Genomic DNA, 16,361 nt, shown 5'->3' on the forward strand with positions numbered 1-16,361 from the left:
CGTCGGACGTTGTTCGCCGCGGGTTCAGCCGGTTCGGCCGGTTCGGCCGGACCGGTGTTCAGCCGGCCTTGTCGTACGTCAACTCGCCCCTGCCGTCCGTGTTCGCGCGGCGCAGCTTGCCGTTGCCGAGGATCGTCACGACGCTGGGCTCGCCGGGGGTGCAGGCCGACATGGGCTCGCCGACCGTGATCTCGGTGGGGCCGATGTGCAGCCGTTCGTCGGACGCGGATTCCAGCTTGCCCTGGAAGACGCAGCGGTAGGTGCCGCCGGTCTCCAGCGGTCCCTCCGCCGTCAGGGACAGGGTCGTGTCGCCCTTCTCGCCCTGCTGGAGGGTGAGACGGCGCGTGTGGTGGCCGTGCTTGTTGTCGAGGCCGCCGGACCACGTGCCCAGGAACTTGTCCGGCACGGCGCCCTCCTCGGCGTCGTCCTCGGTGGAGGGCGACGGGTCGGGGCTGGTCGGGTCCTGGCTGGTCCGGTCCGGTGTCGGCGAGGTGGGGTCCGGGTCCGACGGGTCGCTGCTCGCGGAGTTCCTGGCGTCGTTCTTCTCCTCGCCGCTCTCGCCGTTCATGACGGCGTAGACGGTGCCGCCCGCTCCTATGGCCACTATCAACGCGACGGCGACCAGCGCGGCGGTCGAACGGCCGCTGCGGCGCGGCGGCGGCTCGGACGGCGGGGCGGGCACGGGGGTGTAGAGGCCGGGGCCGTAGGGCGGCGTGGGGCCGTAGCCGGGCGGGGGCTGCTGGGGGTAGCCGTAGGCGCCGGGCTGGGAGTGCGGAGGGTGCGCGGCGTGCTGCGGGTGCTGCTGGGCGTGCTGGGGGTAGCCGTACGAGGGGGTGCCTGGCGGCGGCGCGGGCGGCGGGGCCTGGCCGGCGACCATGGTGGGCAGGTGGTCGAGGGGCGCGGCGCCGGGAGTTCCCGGCGGCGGTGGCGTGGGCGGGTCTTCGGGGGCCGCGGGGCCCGCCTTGTCCGGGCCGGGCCGCCTGGGGTCCCCGTTCTGCGAGGCGCGGCCGTCCTCGGGGCCCTGGGAGGAACCGCCCGCGGAGGCCCCGGCCGCGGCAGCCCCAGCCCCTGCCACGGCTACCGCACCCTCGCCCTTGCCCCCGGCGGGCGACCCCGCGTCCCCCGCCTCATCCGGGTCCTCCGTGTCCAGCAACTGCACGGCGCGGCGCCCCAGTTGAGCGACGAGCGCACCCGGCAGCCAGGGATCGAGCGTGCGGCCGCCCTCGCTGAGGGTGTCCTGCGCGCCCGTCCGCTCCAGGACGTCGTCGAGGGTGGGCCGGGACGCGGGGTCCTTGCGCAGGCAGAGCGCGATCAGCTCGGCCAGGTTCTCGGGGAGCCCCGACAGGTCCGGCTCCTCCTGGGCGATGCGGAACATCAGGGCGTGCACGCCGCTGTTGGCCGTACCGAAGGGCAGCGCGCCCGACGCCGCGTACGCGAGGACGGAGCCGAGGCAGAACACGTCGCAGGCCGGCGTGATGCGGTCGCCGCGCACCTGCTCGGGCGCCATGAAGCCCGGCGAGCCGACCAGCGCGCCGGTGCGGGTCAGGCCGCCGTCGGTGACCGTCTCCAGGGCGCGGGCGATGCCGAAGTCGATGACGCGCGGGCCGTCGATCGTGACCAGGACGTTCGACGGCTTGAGGTCGCGGTGGACGATGCCCGCCGCGTGGATGTCCTTGAGGGCGTTGGCCAGCCCGGCTCCGAGGATGCTCACGGACCGTTCCGGCAGCGGCCCGTGGTCGCGCGAGACGACGCTCTGGAGCGAGGGCCCGGCGACGTACCCCGTGGCGACCCAGGGGATCGCCGCCTCGGTGTCCGCGTCGAGGACCGGCGCCGTCCAGGCGCCACCGACCCGCCGCGCGGCCCGCACTTCCTGCCGGAAGCGGTTCCTGAACTCTTCCTGTTCGGCCAGCTCCTCGCGGACCAGCTTGACCGCGACCGTGCGGCCCCTGCCGGACCGCGCGAGATAGACCTGCCCCATGCCGCCGGCGCCGAGCCGCGCCAGCAGCCGGTACGCGCCGATTCGCTGCGGATCCCCGGGCCCGAGCTTCTCCATCGCCGCACCGACCTCCCCCATTGGTGTGCAACAGGCTGAGAACTCTACGGGCCGTCCACGCGGTCCATCAGACGAGTTCTCACCTACGTAGAGCCCACATCATGGGCGCTTTCTCCGCAGCCGTCGACGGAATCTGTGACACATCCGTGAGACGGCCGGCGGCCCCGCCGCAGACCGGCGACGCTTGCCTTGCTGGGTGCGCGCAGGGACGCTGGACGCGAAGTCGCCGCAGTACAGATGAGTTCGACGGTGCCCAGGCTATGGCTTGATCTTGTCTCGACCCCGGTGAAAGAGTGTTCCCACATCTCGCACCCCGCATGTTTTCGCAGACAGGAACATTTGTCATGAGCACTCTCGGGATCGCCGGAAAGTCATCCGTCGCCGTGGCACTGGCCTGCGCAGCCACGCTGTTGATGCCGGCCACTCCGGCCGCCGCCTCGGACTGGGACCGGAACTGCTACAGCATATCGGCCCCCTACAAGGGCATCAGCGAGATCATCGGCAAGGCCGGCAAGACCCGCAGCGGCTGCACAGATGCCACCATCTCCCTCCAGCGTCACCGCTGGTACGGCTGGGAGGAAGTGGACTGGACCCCGCTTGAGAGCGGCACCAAGATGGCGTGGTGGACCTGCACGGGTTCCGGCACCTACACCTACAAGACCGTCGTGGCCGTCGACTCCAACCTCGCCACCTACGAAAGCGCCGAACGTCGGCTGACCTGCTAAGAGGCCATTTCATTTGGTCATTCGGCGGTGGCGTATGAGGGTTGCTGCGAGGGCGGTGAGTGTGCCTGCTTCACCCTCCGCCACCGCCACGACCTGCACCGACTTGAGCAGAACACCGCAGCCGCCGCCATCATCACCGGCAACGGATCACCACACTCCCGGCAGTACCGCCAGCTGGGGTGCGCGCCGGCCTCGGGGGTCTACTCGGCCTCCGTGGGCGGCAGCAGCCCACGGGCCCGCGCACGGGCTGTCTGCGCTCACCGGTCCCGTATGCGACCCTCCTCAGGGCCACGCACGGGGGTCTATCGGGGGATACGGCTCACGTACGCGGGCTGCTCCGGGCATTTCTTCTTGTGCCACCAGAGGGCGGCGCCGCCCGCCGAGATGGAGGCGGGCGGCCTCGATCTCGGCGGGAGCGACGTCCTGGTCATCGGCGAGGCCGCGCTCCTGCAGGTCGACGAGCGTGGCGTCCGCGCGGCGTACGTCCTCGGCGGCGGCCTGCTCGATCTCGGCGGGATCGTGCGGCACTACGACAGAGGCGGCCGCCCCGCTCTCTACGGTTCCGTAACGGGTTCCGTAAGAGGTTCCGCGCCGGCGGCCGGGGCGGGTTCCGTTTCCGGGGCCGCGAGCGCGTCCAGCACCTCGGACAGACGCTCCAACACCCGTACCGCGTCGGCGAATTCCGCCTCTCCGAGCACCGCCGCCAGCCACCCCGCCAGCTCCGCGTGGGCCGGGTCGATCCTCGCCACCGCCGCCCTGCCGCTCTCCGTCGGGCGCAGCAGTTTGGCGCGGCGGTGCGCGGGGTTCGGCACGTACTCGGCGAGGCCCTTGGCCACGAGGAGGTCCGCCACGCGTTGCACGCTCTGGCGCGTGATGCCCATCGCGCGGGCGATCCCCGCCACCGGCAGCGGCTCGCGCAGTACGGCCCCGAGCACCTGCCACCAGGCGGCGGTGAGTCCCGCCGGCCGCGCCAACTCCTCGGACCGCGCGAGGAACTGGCCGTTCAGCCGGAAGACGGTGAGGGCGGCGCGGCTCAGCAGGTCCTGCTGGGCGTGGCGTCGCGTGTCGTCGTCCATGTCCCTTGTCCCGCCTACGCGTTCAGCGTCTCGTACGCCGCCGGGTCCGAGTCGTGGAAGAGGCGGTACCACGCGTCGAGCTTCTCGCCCTCGAAAACGTCGCCGAGCCGTCCGAAGATCTCCCGCGCGAACGCGACCGGCTCGGTCGGTCCCGCCGTGATCAGGTCGCCGTCGGTGACCGCGTCGGCCTCCGTGTACCGCTCGCCGCCCTTGTAGCCGGAGGCCGCCAGGTACATGGGCGCGGCGCTGGTGTGCGCCCGGTCGTCGAGCAGCCCCTCGCGGGCGATCCCCGCCGTGGCGCCGCAGATCGCGCCGACCGGCACGCCCGCGTCGAGGAACGCGCGGGCCGTGCGGGCGAACGGCGCGAGGTCGTCGCCCGTGTCCCACAGGTCCGCGCCCGGCAGGATCAGCAGCGAGCTGTCCTCGGGGCGCAGTTCGGGCAGTGACAGGTCGGGCTGGACGCGCAGACCGCCGATGGAGGTGACGGGGGCGGCCGACGGGCCGACCGTGCGGATCTCGTAGCCGACGCGGGCGAGCCACGCCGTGGTGTGACCGGTCTCCCAGTCGGCGAAGGTGTCGTAGACGGCCAGGTGCACGGGCTTGCGGGACATGCGTGCCTCCGGGAGAGGGATGTACGCGAGCGTGTGTGTAAGCATGCTGTCGAAAAGGCAGCATGCTGTCAATGGTTCGGGGGCCGGTCCCGACAGGTTCGTTAACGTCCGGCAGGGGCGGCCTTAACCCGGCCCTCCCTACCGTCCCGGTCATGGACGGCACACTGACCCTCAGCGCCCACCTCGCGCTCGACCTGGCCGCCGTCGCGCTGCTGACCTTCGGCGTCTTCTATCCGCGGCACCGCAGGCGCGAGCTGGTCCCGGCGTATCTCGCCCTGAACGTCGCCCTGTTCGCGGTCGTCGCGGGGCTCGGGACGGTCGGCGGCGACGGCGGCCTCGCCCTCGGCTTCGGGCTCTTCGGGGTGCTCTCGATCGTGCGGCTGCGCTCCGACGCGTTGCAGCACCAGGAAGTCGCGTACTACTTCATCACCCTGGTGCTCGGCCTGCTCTGCGGCCTGCCCGCGCTGAGCCTGCCGGTCGCCGCCGGGCTCTCGGCCGTGCTGCTCGTGGTCATGTACGGCGCCGACCACCCCCGCCTCTTCGCCTGCGACCGGCGCGCCGTGGTCACGCTGGACGCCGTGTACCGCGAGGAGACCGTCCTCCGCGCGGAGCTGGCGCGGCGTCTCGGGGAGCCGCTCGGCTGGACGGTGCGGGAGATCGACTACGTACGCGACCTCATGATCCTGGAAGTCCGCTTCCGTCAGCCGGAACCTTCGGTACGGTCCGGGGAGTTCCTACGGAAGACGGCCCGACGTCCCCACGAGGAACCGCGACGACGACGCACGACCCGGTCCCGCACGATCGCCCCCAGCCACCCGAAGGAGACCGTGTGAACCCCGCCGTACGCGCCATCGGCCGCGCCGCGCTCGCCGCGCACCCCATCGCGCTGGACGAGGTGAACGCCCGGGCGCAGCTGCTCGCCCGCTACGACAACAGCTATCTCGTGCCCGTGGAGGTCTTCGAGGACTTCGCGGCGCTGCTGACCGATCCCCGGCGGGCCAGCGGGCCTTTCCGGGCGCTCAGCATCGGCGGGAAGCGCTGGTTCCGGTACCACTCGACGTACTACGACACCCCTGACCTCGGTACTTTCCACGACCACCGGCAGGGCAGGCGGCTGCGCTACCGCATACGGGAGCGGGTCTACCGGGACAGCGGGGAGCGGCAGTTCGAGATCAAGCTCAAGAGCGGGCGGGGCGAGACCGTCAAGCACCGCCAGCGGCTCGAAGCCGAGGACCACGCCCTGGACGAGGCGCGGCAGGGCTTCCTGGCCGGGGTGCTGAGGGGTTCATACGGGATAGCGGCTCCGGAGGGGCTCACCGCCTCGCTCGTCACCGACTACCAGCGGGCCACGTTCGTCGCCGACGGGCAGCGCATCACCTGCGATGCCGGTCTCGTCGTACGGGACACGATGACCGGACGCGCCGCCGCCGCCGACAGTGGACTCGTCCTCGTGGAGACCAAGACCAAGGGGCACCTGACCGACGCCGACCGGGTGCTGCACCGCTTCGGGGTGCGGGCGGCGGAGTTCACCAAGTACTGCGGGGGGTACGCGGCGGTCCGGCCCGAGCTGGGGATCAACAAGTGGGCGCGGGCGGTGCGGACGGCGTTCCCGCGCCCGGGGTTCCCGTCTCCGGTGCGGGAGGGAACGTCAGCGTGACCCGGGCGCCGTCGGCCGTGCTCGCCGCCTCGAAGCGGCCGTTCGCCTCCTGAGCGGTGCGGCGGGCGATGTCCAGGCCGAGGCCCGTGGAGCCCGCGCCGCTGGTGCCCCGGTCGGGGGAGGCGGTGCCGGGGAAGCCGGGGCCCTCGTCGGCGACGGTCAGCTCCGCCTCGCCGGAGGCGGTGCGGCGGACCGTGACGGTGAAGGGCGTGCGGTGGGGTGTGTGGTCGAGGACGTTGCCGATCAACGCGTCCAGGGCGGCGGCCAGTTCGTCGGCCGGTACCGGGACCGGGACCTCGTGGGCGGGCGTCGTGGTGCCGGTCGCGCGGTTCTGGTCCTCGGCCAAGGGCGCCCAGAAGGCGGCCCGTTCACGCGTCACCGCCGCCAGGTCCGCGCGCGGGGCCTCGCGCAGGGGGCGCCGCGCCTTGCGGATCACCTCGTCGACGCTGTGCTCAAGGGCGGCGACGTCCGCCGCGATGCGGTCCGCCTCGTCCGGGTCCCGCAGGGTCTCCGCGTCCAGGCGCAGCGCGGCGAGCGGGGTGCGCAGACGGTGGGCGAGATCGGCGGCGTTCTCCCGCTCGGCGGTGAGCAGTCCGTCGATGCGGGCCGCGAGGCGGTTCAGCTCACCCGCGATCAGGCGCAGCTCGGGCGGTCCCTCCTCGGTGGCCCGCGCCGTCAGGTCGCCCGCGGCCAGCCGGTCCGCCGTGCCGGCGAGGCGGCGGGTGGCGCCGACCAGCCGGGCGCCGAGCCGGTCGGCCAGCAGGAGCCCGAGGAGTACGAGACCCACGCCGATGCCCGCGAGGACCAGCCAGGAGGCGAGCGTACCCGCGTACAACTGATGCTCGGTGAGCGTCACTTGGACCACCGCCGTGCCGTTCTTCGCGCCCTGCACGGGGACCAGGACCAGGCGGCCGCCGGACTCGGGCTCATAGGTGAAGGCACGGCCGGTGCGGGCGAGGCGGACCGGGGCGGTGGCGGCGGCGCCCTTCTGGACGCGCGGCCCGATGACCGTGCCGTCGGCCAGGATCAGCGAAGTCCTGGGCAGATCCGGGCCGTTGACGCTCTCCACCGTCTGCTCGGCGGTCTCCCGCTCGCCGGCGGTGGCCAGCGCGGGCCCGAGGGCATGGGCCACCCACTGGGCGCGCGCGGTGGCCTCGGCCGTGGCGCGGTCGGCGGCGTGGGTGCGGGTCAGCAGGGTGAGGGGGACGAGGAGGGCGGTGAGGACGAGCGCCGTGGTCGCCGCCGTCAGGAGGAGGAGGCTGCGGCGCATCAGTGCGTGTCCCCAGGGGCCCCGGGATCGTCCGGTGGCGGCTCGTCCGGAGGCGGCTCGCCCGGTGGTGTCAGCTTCACGCCCACCGTGCGGATCGTGTGCAGATAGCGGGGGCGCTGTGCCGTCTCGCCCAGCTTGCGGCGGAGCCAGGAGAGGTGGACGTCCACCGTCTTGTCGGCGCCGCCCAGGGGCTGCTGCCAGACCTCGGCGAGCAGTTCGCGGCGGGAGACGACCTGGCCGGGGCGGCGGGCGAGGTGGGCGAGGAGGTCGAACTCGCGGGGCGTCAGGTCGATCGGCGCGCCGTCCAGGGTGACTTCGCGCGCCGCCGGGTCGACGCGCAGACCGCCGACGCACAGCGGCTCCTCGGTCCCGCTCACGCCGAGCCGCCGCAGGACCGCCTTGACGCGGGCGTCCAACTGGGCGGCGCCGAAGGGTTTGACGATGTAGTCGTCGGCGCCCTGCTCCAGGACGGCCACCATTTCCGGCTCGTCGTCCCGGGCGGTCGCCACGATGACGGGGACGTCGCTGACCGCGCGCAGCATCCGCAGGACCTGCGCCCCGTCGACGTCCGGCAGGCCCAGGTCCAGGACCACCAGGTCGGGCCTGCTGGTGACGGCGGCGTCCAGGCCCGCCATGCCGCTGGGCGCGGTGGCCACCGCGTGCCCCTTGTCGCGCAGGGCCCGTACCAGCGCGCCGCGGAGCTGGGGGTCGTCCTCGACGACGAGAAGATGCGCCATACAACCACCGTAGTCAGGGCCGGGATGCGGGCTGTGCCGGGGGCTTGTCGGGGTCTTGACCGGGCGTCAGGAAACGATGCGGCACAGTGGCGGGATGAGGAAGTGGCGGAGCGCCGTCGTCACGGCGGCGTGGGTGGCCGTGGGCACGGCGGCGGGGGCGCTGGGCGCGTGGCAGCTGGCGGGGGCGGACAGCCGGGGCGACGTGGCGCACAGCCGCCCGCTGGACGAGGCGGCGGTGCGGAGGGCTCTGGCGAAGGCCTCGGAGTCACCAGCGGCACCGGAGAGGTCCCGTGGCGGCGACTCCACCCCACCGCGGAAGCCCACCGGGAAGCCGTCCGCTCCCGAGCGGTCCACCGTCCGGTTCACCGGCGGCGCGGCGACCGTGGAGTGCCGCGCGGACGGCACCGTCTTCCTCGTCTCCTGGAGCCCCGCCGACGGGTTCCACATCGACGACGACGTGGAGCGCGGCCCCGCGGCGGTCGCCCGCCTGGAGGCGGAGCCCGGTGACGACGACGAGCGGGACGACCTGCCGTACGAGATCCGCTGCGCGTCGGACGGCGTCCCGCACGCCAAGGTGACGGCAGACAGGGACGACGACTGAGCCCCCCTCGGCAAAGCCATGGCGGCCCCCGACCGTGCGAGTGCGGCAGGCTGCGTCTGCCACGGACCGACCCGCCGTATGTCCGCGCCGGCCGCCCCCGCCATGCCACTGTCCCCCGTCGCTCCGTCACGACTGCGGCAGGCTGCCCCCGCCATGCGTCGCCACCGACTGCCTGGCCGTGCGTCTGCCACCGGCTGCCCGCCGCGCGACGGCCACCTGCCCGCCCCGGTAAGCCCCGGCCATGCGACACAGTGTCGGGTTCCGCTTCGCAGGCCAGACAGGACGCCCATGTCGTGTCCGGTGGGCGGACATTTACCCTCGGGCCCATGACCCCTCAGCCGAACCCGCAGGCCGGCGCCGCCGTGAAGGCCGCGGACCGCGCACATGTCTTCCACTCCTGGTCAGCCCAGGAGCTCATCGACCCGCCGGCCATCGCCGGCGCCGAGGGCTCGTACTTCTGGGACTACGACGGGAACCGCTACCTCGACTTCACCAGTGGCCTCGTCTACACCAACATCGGGTACCAGCACCCGAAGGTCGTCGCCGCGATCCAGGAGCAGGCGGCGACGATGACGACGTTCGCGCCCGCCTACGCCGTCGAGGCCCGCTCCGAGGCCGCACGCCTCATCGCCGAGCGGACCCCCGGCGACCTGGACAAGATCTTCTTCACCAACGGCGGCGCCGACGCCGTCGAGCACGCCGTCCGCATGGCCCGTCTGCACACGGGCCGCGCGAAGGTGCTCTCCGCCTACCGCTCGTACCACGGCGGCACCCAGCAGGCCATCAACATCACCGGTGACCCGCGGCGCTGGGCCTCCGACACCGGCTCGGCGGGCGTGGTCCGCTTCTGGGCGCCGTTCCTCTACCGCTCCCGCTTCTACGCGGAGAACGAGCGGCAGGAGTGCGAGCGTGCCCTCCAGCACCTGGAGGACACCATCGCCTTCGAGGGCCCGCAGACTGTCGCGGCGATCATCCTGGAGACCATCCCCGGCACCGCGGGCATCATGACGCCGCCGCCGGGCTACCTCGCGGGCGTCCGCGAGATCTGTGACCGGTACGGCATCGTCTTCATCCTCGACGAGGTCATGGCGGGCTTCGGGCGGACCGGCAAGTGGTTCGCCGTGGACCACTTCGAGGGCGTCGTACCGGACCTGATGACCTTCGCCAAGGGCGTCAACTCCGGTTACGTCCCGCTCGGCGGCGTCGCGATATCCGGCGCGGTCGCCGAGACCTTCGCCCGGCGCCCCTACCCGGGCGGGCTCACCTACTCCGGCCACCCCCTGGCCTGCGCCGCCGCCGTCGCCACGATCCACGTCATGGAGGACGAGGGCGTGCTCGACAACGCGGCCCGGCTCGGCGCGGAGCTGATCGGCCCCGGCCTCGCCGACCTCGCCGAGCGCCACCCGAGCGTCGGCGAGGTGCGCGGCGTCGGCATGTTCTGGGCCCTGGAACTGGTCAGGAACAGGGAGACCCGCGAGCCGCTGGTGCCCTACAACGCCACGGGCGAGGCGAACGCCCCCATGGCGGCGTTCGGCGCCGCCGCGAAGAAGAACGGCCTGTGGCCGTTCATCAACATGAACCGCACGCACGTGGTCCCCCCGTGCACCATCACGGAATCCGAGGCCAAGGAGGGCCTCGCGGCCTTGGACGAGGCTCTGACGGCTGCGGACGAACACGTGGCGTAGTTCCGTCTCGTGAGGGGGCGCGGCCCCCTCGGCCCCCGTGTCCCCGCCGCGTGCTGGGCGGGCTTTGATGCCCGGGGGTGAGCACATGGCGTCGGCCCGCCCTCGCGGGTCGGCGCGCTCCCGTCCGCCCCTGTGCGCACCGCGCCCTGCCCGCCTCAGGCTGGGCGGTGCCCTGACTCCCTGCGGGGAGGGCGTGGGGCAGGCGGTCCCTTGCGGGTCGGCGCGCTCCCGTCCGCCCCTGTGCGCACCGCGCCCCGCCCGCCTCAGGCTGGGCGGTGCCTGCCCCTGCGGGGGAGGACGTGGCGCACGTCCGCCCCCGCGAGTCGGCACACGGCCCTCCGCCCCCGTGCCCCCGCGCGGCTTCAGGCTGGGCGGTGCCTGCCCCTGCGGGGGAGGACGTGGCGCACGTCCGCCCCCGAGTGACCATGTCCGCCGCCCCCGCCCGGCCCCCGGGGAAGAGCCGCCGCCGGGCCGGTGGTGGTCTCACCGCGTAGTCTGACGTGCTCGTAAGCGACCACGAGCGACGACCACGTCAGACCCCGCGGGGGAGGCCCACCACCATGCCCGGACCCGACGGCCCCGCCGTCATCCGCAGCACGCTGCGCCAGCAGATCGCCGACGCCCTCCGCGACGAGGTCCTGGCCGGCCGTCTGGAGCCGGGGCAGGAGTTCACCGTCAAGGAGATCGCCGAGCAGTACGGCGTCTCCGCGACCCCGGTCCGCGAGGCCCTGGTGAACCTCACGGCGCAGGGCCTCCTCGACGCCGACCAGCACCGCGGCTTCCGCGTCCACGAGCACACGCTGGACGACTACCGCGGCATGCTGGAGGCCCGCGGCCTGGTGGCCGACGGCATGTTCCGCGAGCTCGTGGCGGAGGTGGCGAAGGGCGGGCCCCGCGACGACCTGGCCGACGCCCTGCTCTCCGTACGCCGCCGAGGCGAGGAGGCCGCCCGCGCGGCCTGCGCCGGCGACCTGAACGTCCTGATCGGCTACGACCTCCGCTTCTGGCGCGAGCTGAGCGCCCTCTTCGGCAACCCCCACCTCTCCGACTTCCTGCACCGCCTGCGCGTGAAGTCCTGGGTCTGCGCCGTCACCCATCTGCGCCGCTGGAGCGAGGGCGGCGGCGGTGACCTGCGCGGGGCGCTCTGGTCCCGGCACACCGAGCTGGTCGACGCCCTGGTGCGCCGCGACCCGGCGGACGCCCACGCCATCGTCAAGGAGTACAACGCGCACTCCCTGTCCCTCATCGAGCGGCTGGCCGCCGCATGAGCACGGACAGCCGCGTGGGCGCGGACATCGGCACCGCCATGGGCACCGACCTGACGGTCGTCGTCCCCGCGTACAACGAGGAACGGCGGCTCGGCCCCACCCTGGACGCCATCCGGGAGCACCTGGACGCCTCGGACCAAGGCGTCTGGGAGCTGATCGTGGTCGACGACGGCTCCACCGACCGCACCGCGGAGATCGCCGCCGAGGCGGCCGCCGCCGACCCGCGCGTCCATCTGCTGCGCGGCGAGCGCAACCGCGGCAAGGGCCACGCCCTGCGCCGCGGCGTCCTCGCCTCCTACGGCCGCCGCGTCCTGATCACCGACGCCGACCTCGCCGCGCCGATAGAGGAGCTCGGCCACCTCGACAAGGCGCTCGCCGAGGGCCCCACCGCGGCGATCGGCTCCCGCGCCCGCCCCGGCGCGACCATCGGCGCCCACCAGCACCGCCTGCGCGAGCTGCTCGGCCGCACCGGCAACTTCCTCATACGCTCGGTCGCCGTCCCCGGAATCCGCGACACCCAGTGCGGCTTCAAGCTCTTCGACGGCGACCGTGCCCGCGAGGCCTTCGCCGCGTCCCGGCTGCGCGGCTGGGGCATAGACGTCGAGATACTCCAGTACTTCCGCCGGGCGGGCTGGCCGGTCGCCGAGGTGCCCGTGCGCTGGTCCCACCAGGAGGGCTCGAAGGTGCGCCCCCTGGACTACGTGAGGGTCCTCGCCGAACTGACCGCCCTCAAGGCCCGCGCGGTCCGCCGCGCCGACCTCCTGGTCACGCTCTGCTTCCTGGCCCTGTCGTTCGCCCTGTACTCGGGCCGCTGGACGTCACCGGACCACCGCTACCTGATCGACTCCATGCAGGACCAGAACCAGTGGGAGTGGTTCTTCGCGGTGACGGCCGAGAACGTCCGCCATCTCGACAACCCGCTGTTCACCACCCTCCAGAACTTCCCCGACGGCGTGAACCTCATGGCCAACACGGTCATGCTCGGCCTCTCCGTCCCCCTCGCCCCCGTCACCTGGCTCTTCGGCCCCGCCCTCGCCCTGAACGTGGCGATGACCGGCGGCCTCGCCGCCACCGCCGTCGCCTGGTACCGGCTGATCGTCAAACGGCTCGTCCCGCACCGGGGCGCCGCCGCCGTCGGAGCGGGCCTCGCCGCCTTCGCGCCCCCGATGATCAGCCACGCCAACGCCCACCCGAACTTCATCGTCCTGTTCATGATCCCGCTGATCATCGACAGGGCGCTGCGGCTCTGCGAGGGCACCCGTGTCGTCCGCGACGGCGTCGTCCTCGGCCTCTGCACGACGTACCAGATCTTCCTGGGCGAGGAGCCGCTGCTGCTCGCCGCGCTCGGCATGCTGCTCTTCGCCGCCGCCTACGCCGTCGTACGCCGGGACGTGGCACGCACCTCCTGGCGCCCGCTCGCCCGCGGCCTCGGCATCGCCCTCGCGGTCACCCTCCCGCTGGTCGCCTTTCCCCTGTACTGGCAGTTCTTCGGCCCGCAGAGCTACAAGAGCGTCCTGCACGGCGACCACGCGAACAACAGCCCGCTCGCCTTCCTCTCCTTCGCCGAACGCTCGCTGGCGGGCGGCAAGGACACCGCCGACGCCCTCGCGATGAACCCCACCGAGCAGAACGCCTTCTACGGCTGGCCACTCATCGCGCTCACCTTCGCCGTCGTCGTACGGCTGTGGGAGCACGCGGTGGTCAAGGCGCTCGCCGCCACGGTGCTCGGCGCCGCCCTGCTCTCGCTCGGCCAGAAGTTCCGCGTCCCGCTCACCGACGTCGTCCTGCCGGGACCGTGGGCGCTGCTCTCCGACCGGCCGCTCTTCGAGTCCGTCATCGAGTCGCGTGTGGGCATGGTGTGCGCCCCGGCGCTCGGCATGCTCCTCGCACTGGCCCTCGCCCGCCTGCTGGCACCCCGGCCCGCTCCCGCGTACGACGACGCTCCCACGTACGAAGGCGCTCCCGCGTACGAGGGTCTGGGCGCCGCCCGGTACGCGGGCCTCGCGGCCGTCGCCGTCGCCCTGCTGCCGATCGTGCCGGCGCCGCTGAAGGCCGTGGACCGCGTGGAGGTGCCGCCGTACATCGCGCAGGGCACCTGGCGCGACCACCTGGGGAAGGACGAGACGCTCGTACCGATCCCCGTGCCGGACGCCGCCCACGCCGAGGCCCTGCACTGGCAGACCACCGCCGGCCTGGGCTTCCGGCTGCCCGGCGGCTACTTCAACGGCCCCTGGGGCCCGGACCGCGTCGGCATCTACGGCCCCTCGCCCCGCAACACCTCGAACCTCCTGCGCCAGGTCAGCGAGAGCGGCCGTATCCCGCAGGTCACCCCCGCCTGGCGCGCGGCGGCCCGCGAGGACCTGAAGTTCTGGAAGGCGGGCGTCCTCGTCCTGCCCCCGCAGCCGAACGACGGCCAGCTGCGCACGACCGTGGACGCACTCGTCGGCCGCCCGGGACAGTGGGTGAACGGCGTGTGGGTATGGGACCTGCACGGGGGCAGCTAGCGCGCCCCGGGCACGACTACGCTGCCTGCACGCGAGGCAACGCACGGCTGCGTACGACGCACGTACCGTCCGACCTGACCCGAGGAGTCCTTCTTGGCCTGCGACCTGTGGCTGGTCCCGCTCGTCGATGTGTTGTGCCACAGTCCCGACAACCCCTTCGCGGAAGAACTCGCCGTCTACGACAAGGCGTTGCACGAGGCGGGTTTCCCGCCGGTCCCCGTCTTCTCCTACATGCCGGGCCTGTCCGGCGACGTCGCCCCGGTCGCGGGCTTCGACTACGACGCGCTGCACTTCCTGCGCCGCGCCTACCTCCTGCGCATCTGCGGCCTTGAGGTCACGCCGGTCGACGAACTGGGCGGCGACTACGAACAGTTGCTGGAGATGTTCGACGCCACGGCCCAGCAGTCGCACCTGGTCTGGCACTACGACCACGCGGGTGCGTACGTCCCCGTGGACTTCCCCGCGCCGCTGTCCAACGAGGAACTCCTGGCGGGCGGCGGCCCGTTGGGCTCCTCCCAGGCACTCCTGCGCGAGCTGGAGTTCGTGGCCCCGTCCATCGGCATCGACCCGGCGAACCCCCCGGTGGCCCCGACCCCACCCGCGGCCCCCACCTCCCTGGAGGAGCCGGCGGCCCCGATCCCTGTGGACGAGAGCCCCTACGCCAGGGAGCGCCACGTCTGGCTTGGCCTGCACGCGGCCACGACCCGGAGCCTGGCACAGGGATCGATGATCATCTACAGCTGAGGGTCACGGCTGTCGGGGAAGAGGCCCGCTACCTCGGTTCCGGCGGCCGCTGCCTCGGCATGTTCGGCCGTGCCCCCGGCGGCAGCGGAAACCGGCCGGGGGCGGCGGGCGTCTCCCGGGCCGGGCCGCCGGGGGCCACCGCCCGCATGACCAGCGGCACGGGCCCCGCCCGGAACTCCACCATCCAGTCCGACGTCTCCGCCCGCACCAGCTCCGTCACGTCCTCGGAGAACTTCCGCAGCACCCCGAGGCACCGCTCGGCGGCCTCCCCGGCGGTGCCCTCCGTGGGCCCGAGCACCTCCCGCACGCTCTCGGACGCCCAGTCGAACTGGAGCGCCTGGAGCCGCCGCTGCACGGCCTGCGCGGTCGCCACGTCCCGCATCCACCCGGACGTGAGCCCGAAGAACCGGTCACACCCCATGCACGCCGCCCCGGCGAGCAGCGAGACGAACCCCCACGTGGCGACGCCGCTCACGGCCCCCGCCAGGTCGAGCAGCGGCAGCACCCCCGCGCCCACGGCGCCCAGCGCGGCGCCCGCCCGCAGCAGCCGTGCCCCGCGCCGCTTCCAGCCCCGGTCGGTGAGGTACCACTCGGCGGTGTCCAGCGCGCCCCGCTCCACCCACCGGTAGAGCTCGTCGAGCCGCGCGGCGGGCTCGCCCCAGTCGCCGTGCGGGAAGGCCCGCCCGGTCAGGTCCCCCAGCCGCTGCCCGCCCCCGCCCGGACCGGCCCCCGCACCCTGCCCTTCGGGGGGCACCCCCTCGGGCTGCATCTCCGGCTGGCTCACCCGGCACTCCTCTACGAGATCCGTGACATTCCCTGGCTGTTCACTGCGGCCTTTTCCCTGCGGCGGCGCGACATCCCGTGCCGATGGGGCTGGCTCAAGTCCTACCGCCCAATGGGTGGCCGGGGGCCCGGTTTCGCAGCTTTTCCGCCTGGAAGAGGTGCTTGATCAGGTATAGGAAGACGGCGACTCTCACTCGAAAGAGTGCTGGGGCGACGGCACCCCCGACCACGTAGGCTCGTTTCAGGCGGATACCCCGCCCGTTGTACCCGCTCATCACACCCGTGAGAAACCAGGAGCTGATCGTGATCCCCGGTGGTGGCCAGCCCAACATGCAGCAGCTGCTCCAGCAGGCCCAGAAGATGCAGCAGGACCTCGCGACCGCGCAGGAGGAGCTGGCGCGCACCGAGGTCGACGGCCAGGCGGGCGGCGGCCTCGTCAAGGCGACGGTCACCGGCTCCGGTGAGCTGCGCGCCCTGGTGATCGACCCGAAGGCCGTCGACCCCGAGGACACCGAGACGCTGGCCGACCTCGTGGTCGCGGCCGTCCAGGCGGCCAACGAGAACGCGCAGACCCTCCAGCAGCAGAAGCTCGGCCCGCTGGCCCAGGGCCTCGGCGGCGGAGGCATCCCGGGCCTTCCCTTCTAAGA

General features: G+C 73.2%; 16 protein-coding genes. 9 read left to right on the forward strand and 7 right to left on the reverse strand.

The window, feature by feature from the left end:
- Nucleotides 1-58: 58 nt before the first annotated feature.
- Entirely contained in the window at nucleotides 59-2,053 is a 1,995-nt protein-coding gene (locus KKZ08_RS20500; RefSeq protein WP_223775845.1) for a serine/threonine-protein kinase, read from the reverse strand.
- 344 nt (nucleotides 2,054-2,397) lie between these two features.
- On the opposite strand from KKZ08_RS20500, the gene KKZ08_RS20505 reads away from it, so the two are divergent.
- A complete protein-coding gene (locus KKZ08_RS20505; protein WP_223775846.1) occupies nucleotides 2,398-2,778 on the forward strand; it encodes a hypothetical protein in 381 nt (126 codons plus the stop codon).
- A gap of 282 nt (nucleotides 2,779-3,060) precedes the next feature.
- Here KKZ08_RS20505 and KKZ08_RS20510 read toward each other — a convergent pair whose 3' ends face one another.
- From KKZ08_RS20510 to KKZ08_RS20520, 3 genes are read right to left on the reverse strand one after another with little or no spacing between them, the layout of a single operon-like run.
- Nucleotides 3,061-3,306, reverse strand: coding sequence for a hypothetical protein (locus KKZ08_RS20510; protein WP_223775847.1), 246 nt, complete (start codon nucleotides 3,304-3,306; stop codon nucleotides 3,061-3,063).
- Nucleotides 3,307-3,332: 26 nt separating this feature from the next.
- Nucleotides 3,333-3,854, reverse strand: a complete 522-nt coding sequence (locus KKZ08_RS20515) for a MarR family transcriptional regulator (protein WP_223775848.1) — start codon at nucleotides 3,852-3,854, stop codon at nucleotides 3,333-3,335.
- Nucleotides 3,855-3,868: 14 nt separating this feature from the next.
- Complete coding sequence (locus tag KKZ08_RS20520) at nucleotides 3,869-4,465, reverse strand: type 1 glutamine amidotransferase family protein (protein ID WP_223775849.1); 597 nt, start codon at nucleotides 4,463-4,465, stop codon at nucleotides 3,869-3,871.
- Nucleotides 4,466-4,617: 152 nt separating this feature from the next.
- Between KKZ08_RS20520 and KKZ08_RS20525 the strand changes: the two genes are divergently transcribed.
- Both KKZ08_RS20525 and KKZ08_RS20530 read left to right on the forward strand, forming a co-directional pair.
- Nucleotides 4,618-5,298, forward strand: a complete 681-nt coding sequence (locus KKZ08_RS20525) for a DUF4956 domain-containing protein (RefSeq protein WP_223775850.1) — start codon at nucleotides 4,618-4,620, stop codon at nucleotides 5,296-5,298.
- Entirely contained in the window at nucleotides 5,295-6,122 is an 828-nt protein-coding gene (locus KKZ08_RS20530; protein ID WP_223775851.1) for a VTC domain-containing protein, read from the forward strand. Before KKZ08_RS20525 ends, KKZ08_RS20530 begins: the two co-directional genes overlap by 4 nt.
- On the opposite strand, the gene KKZ08_RS20535 is transcribed toward KKZ08_RS20530, so the two are convergent.
- Nucleotides 6,040-7,392, reverse strand: a complete 1,353-nt coding sequence (locus tag KKZ08_RS20535; protein ID WP_223775852.1) for a HAMP domain-containing sensor histidine kinase — start codon at nucleotides 7,390-7,392, stop codon at nucleotides 6,040-6,042. The genes KKZ08_RS20530 and KKZ08_RS20535 overlap by 83 nt on opposite strands.
- Nucleotides 7,392-8,129 carry a response regulator transcription factor gene (locus tag KKZ08_RS20540; RefSeq protein WP_223775853.1) on the reverse strand — a complete coding sequence of 246 codons (738 nt, stop codon included), beginning with the start codon at nucleotides 8,127-8,129 and terminating at the stop codon, nucleotides 7,392-7,394. Before KKZ08_RS20540 ends, KKZ08_RS20535 begins: the two co-directional genes overlap by 1 nt.
- Nucleotides 8,130-8,223: 94 nt before the next feature.
- Here KKZ08_RS20540 and KKZ08_RS20545 point away from each other — a divergent pair, with 94 nt between their 5' ends.
- The 5 genes from KKZ08_RS20545 (at nucleotide 8,224) to KKZ08_RS20565 (ending at nucleotide 14,931) form a co-directional block, all read left to right on the forward strand.
- Nucleotides 8,224-8,730 (forward strand): hypothetical protein, encoded by a 507-nt coding sequence (locus KKZ08_RS20545; RefSeq protein ID WP_223775854.1) that lies wholly within the window; start codon nucleotides 8,224-8,226, stop codon nucleotides 8,728-8,730.
- A gap of 326 nt (nucleotides 8,731-9,056) precedes the next feature.
- Complete coding sequence (locus tag KKZ08_RS20550; RefSeq protein WP_223775855.1) at nucleotides 9,057-10,415, forward strand: aspartate aminotransferase family protein; 1,359 nt, start codon at nucleotides 9,057-9,059, stop codon at nucleotides 10,413-10,415.
- Between the two features lie 560 nt (nucleotides 10,416-10,975).
- On the forward strand, nucleotides 10,976-11,683 hold the full coding sequence (locus KKZ08_RS20555; protein ID WP_223775856.1) for a GntR family transcriptional regulator: 708 nt from the start codon (nucleotides 10,976-10,978) through the stop codon (nucleotides 11,681-11,683).
- Nucleotides 11,680-14,187 (forward strand): dolichyl-phosphate beta-glucosyltransferase, encoded by a 2,508-nt coding sequence (locus KKZ08_RS20560; RefSeq protein WP_223775857.1) that lies wholly within the window; start codon nucleotides 11,680-11,682, stop codon nucleotides 14,185-14,187. Before KKZ08_RS20555 ends, KKZ08_RS20560 begins: the two co-directional genes overlap by 4 nt.
- Before the next feature lie 93 nt (nucleotides 14,188-14,280).
- Complete coding sequence (locus tag KKZ08_RS20565) at nucleotides 14,281-14,931, forward strand: hypothetical protein (protein WP_223775858.1); 651 nt, start codon at nucleotides 14,281-14,283, stop codon at nucleotides 14,929-14,931.
- Nucleotides 14,932-14,959: 28 nt separating this feature from the next.
- Here the strand turns inward: KKZ08_RS20565 and KKZ08_RS20570 are convergent, their stop codons facing one another.
- Nucleotides 14,960-15,715, reverse strand: a complete 756-nt coding sequence (locus KKZ08_RS20570) for an SLATT domain-containing protein (RefSeq protein ID WP_223775859.1) — start codon at nucleotides 15,713-15,715, stop codon at nucleotides 14,960-14,962.
- Between the two features lie 302 nt (nucleotides 15,716-16,017).
- On the opposite strand from KKZ08_RS20570, the gene KKZ08_RS20575 reads away from it, so the two are divergent.
- A complete protein-coding gene (locus tag KKZ08_RS20575) occupies nucleotides 16,018-16,359 on the forward strand; it encodes a YbaB/EbfC family nucleoid-associated protein (RefSeq protein WP_223779124.1) in 342 nt (113 codons plus the stop codon).
- Nucleotides 16,360-16,361 lie beyond the last annotated feature (2 nt).

It is taken from the genome of Streptomyces sp. 135, assembly GCF_020026305.1.
Lineage (GTDB): Bacteria > Actinomycetota > Actinomycetes > Streptomycetales > Streptomycetaceae > Streptomyces.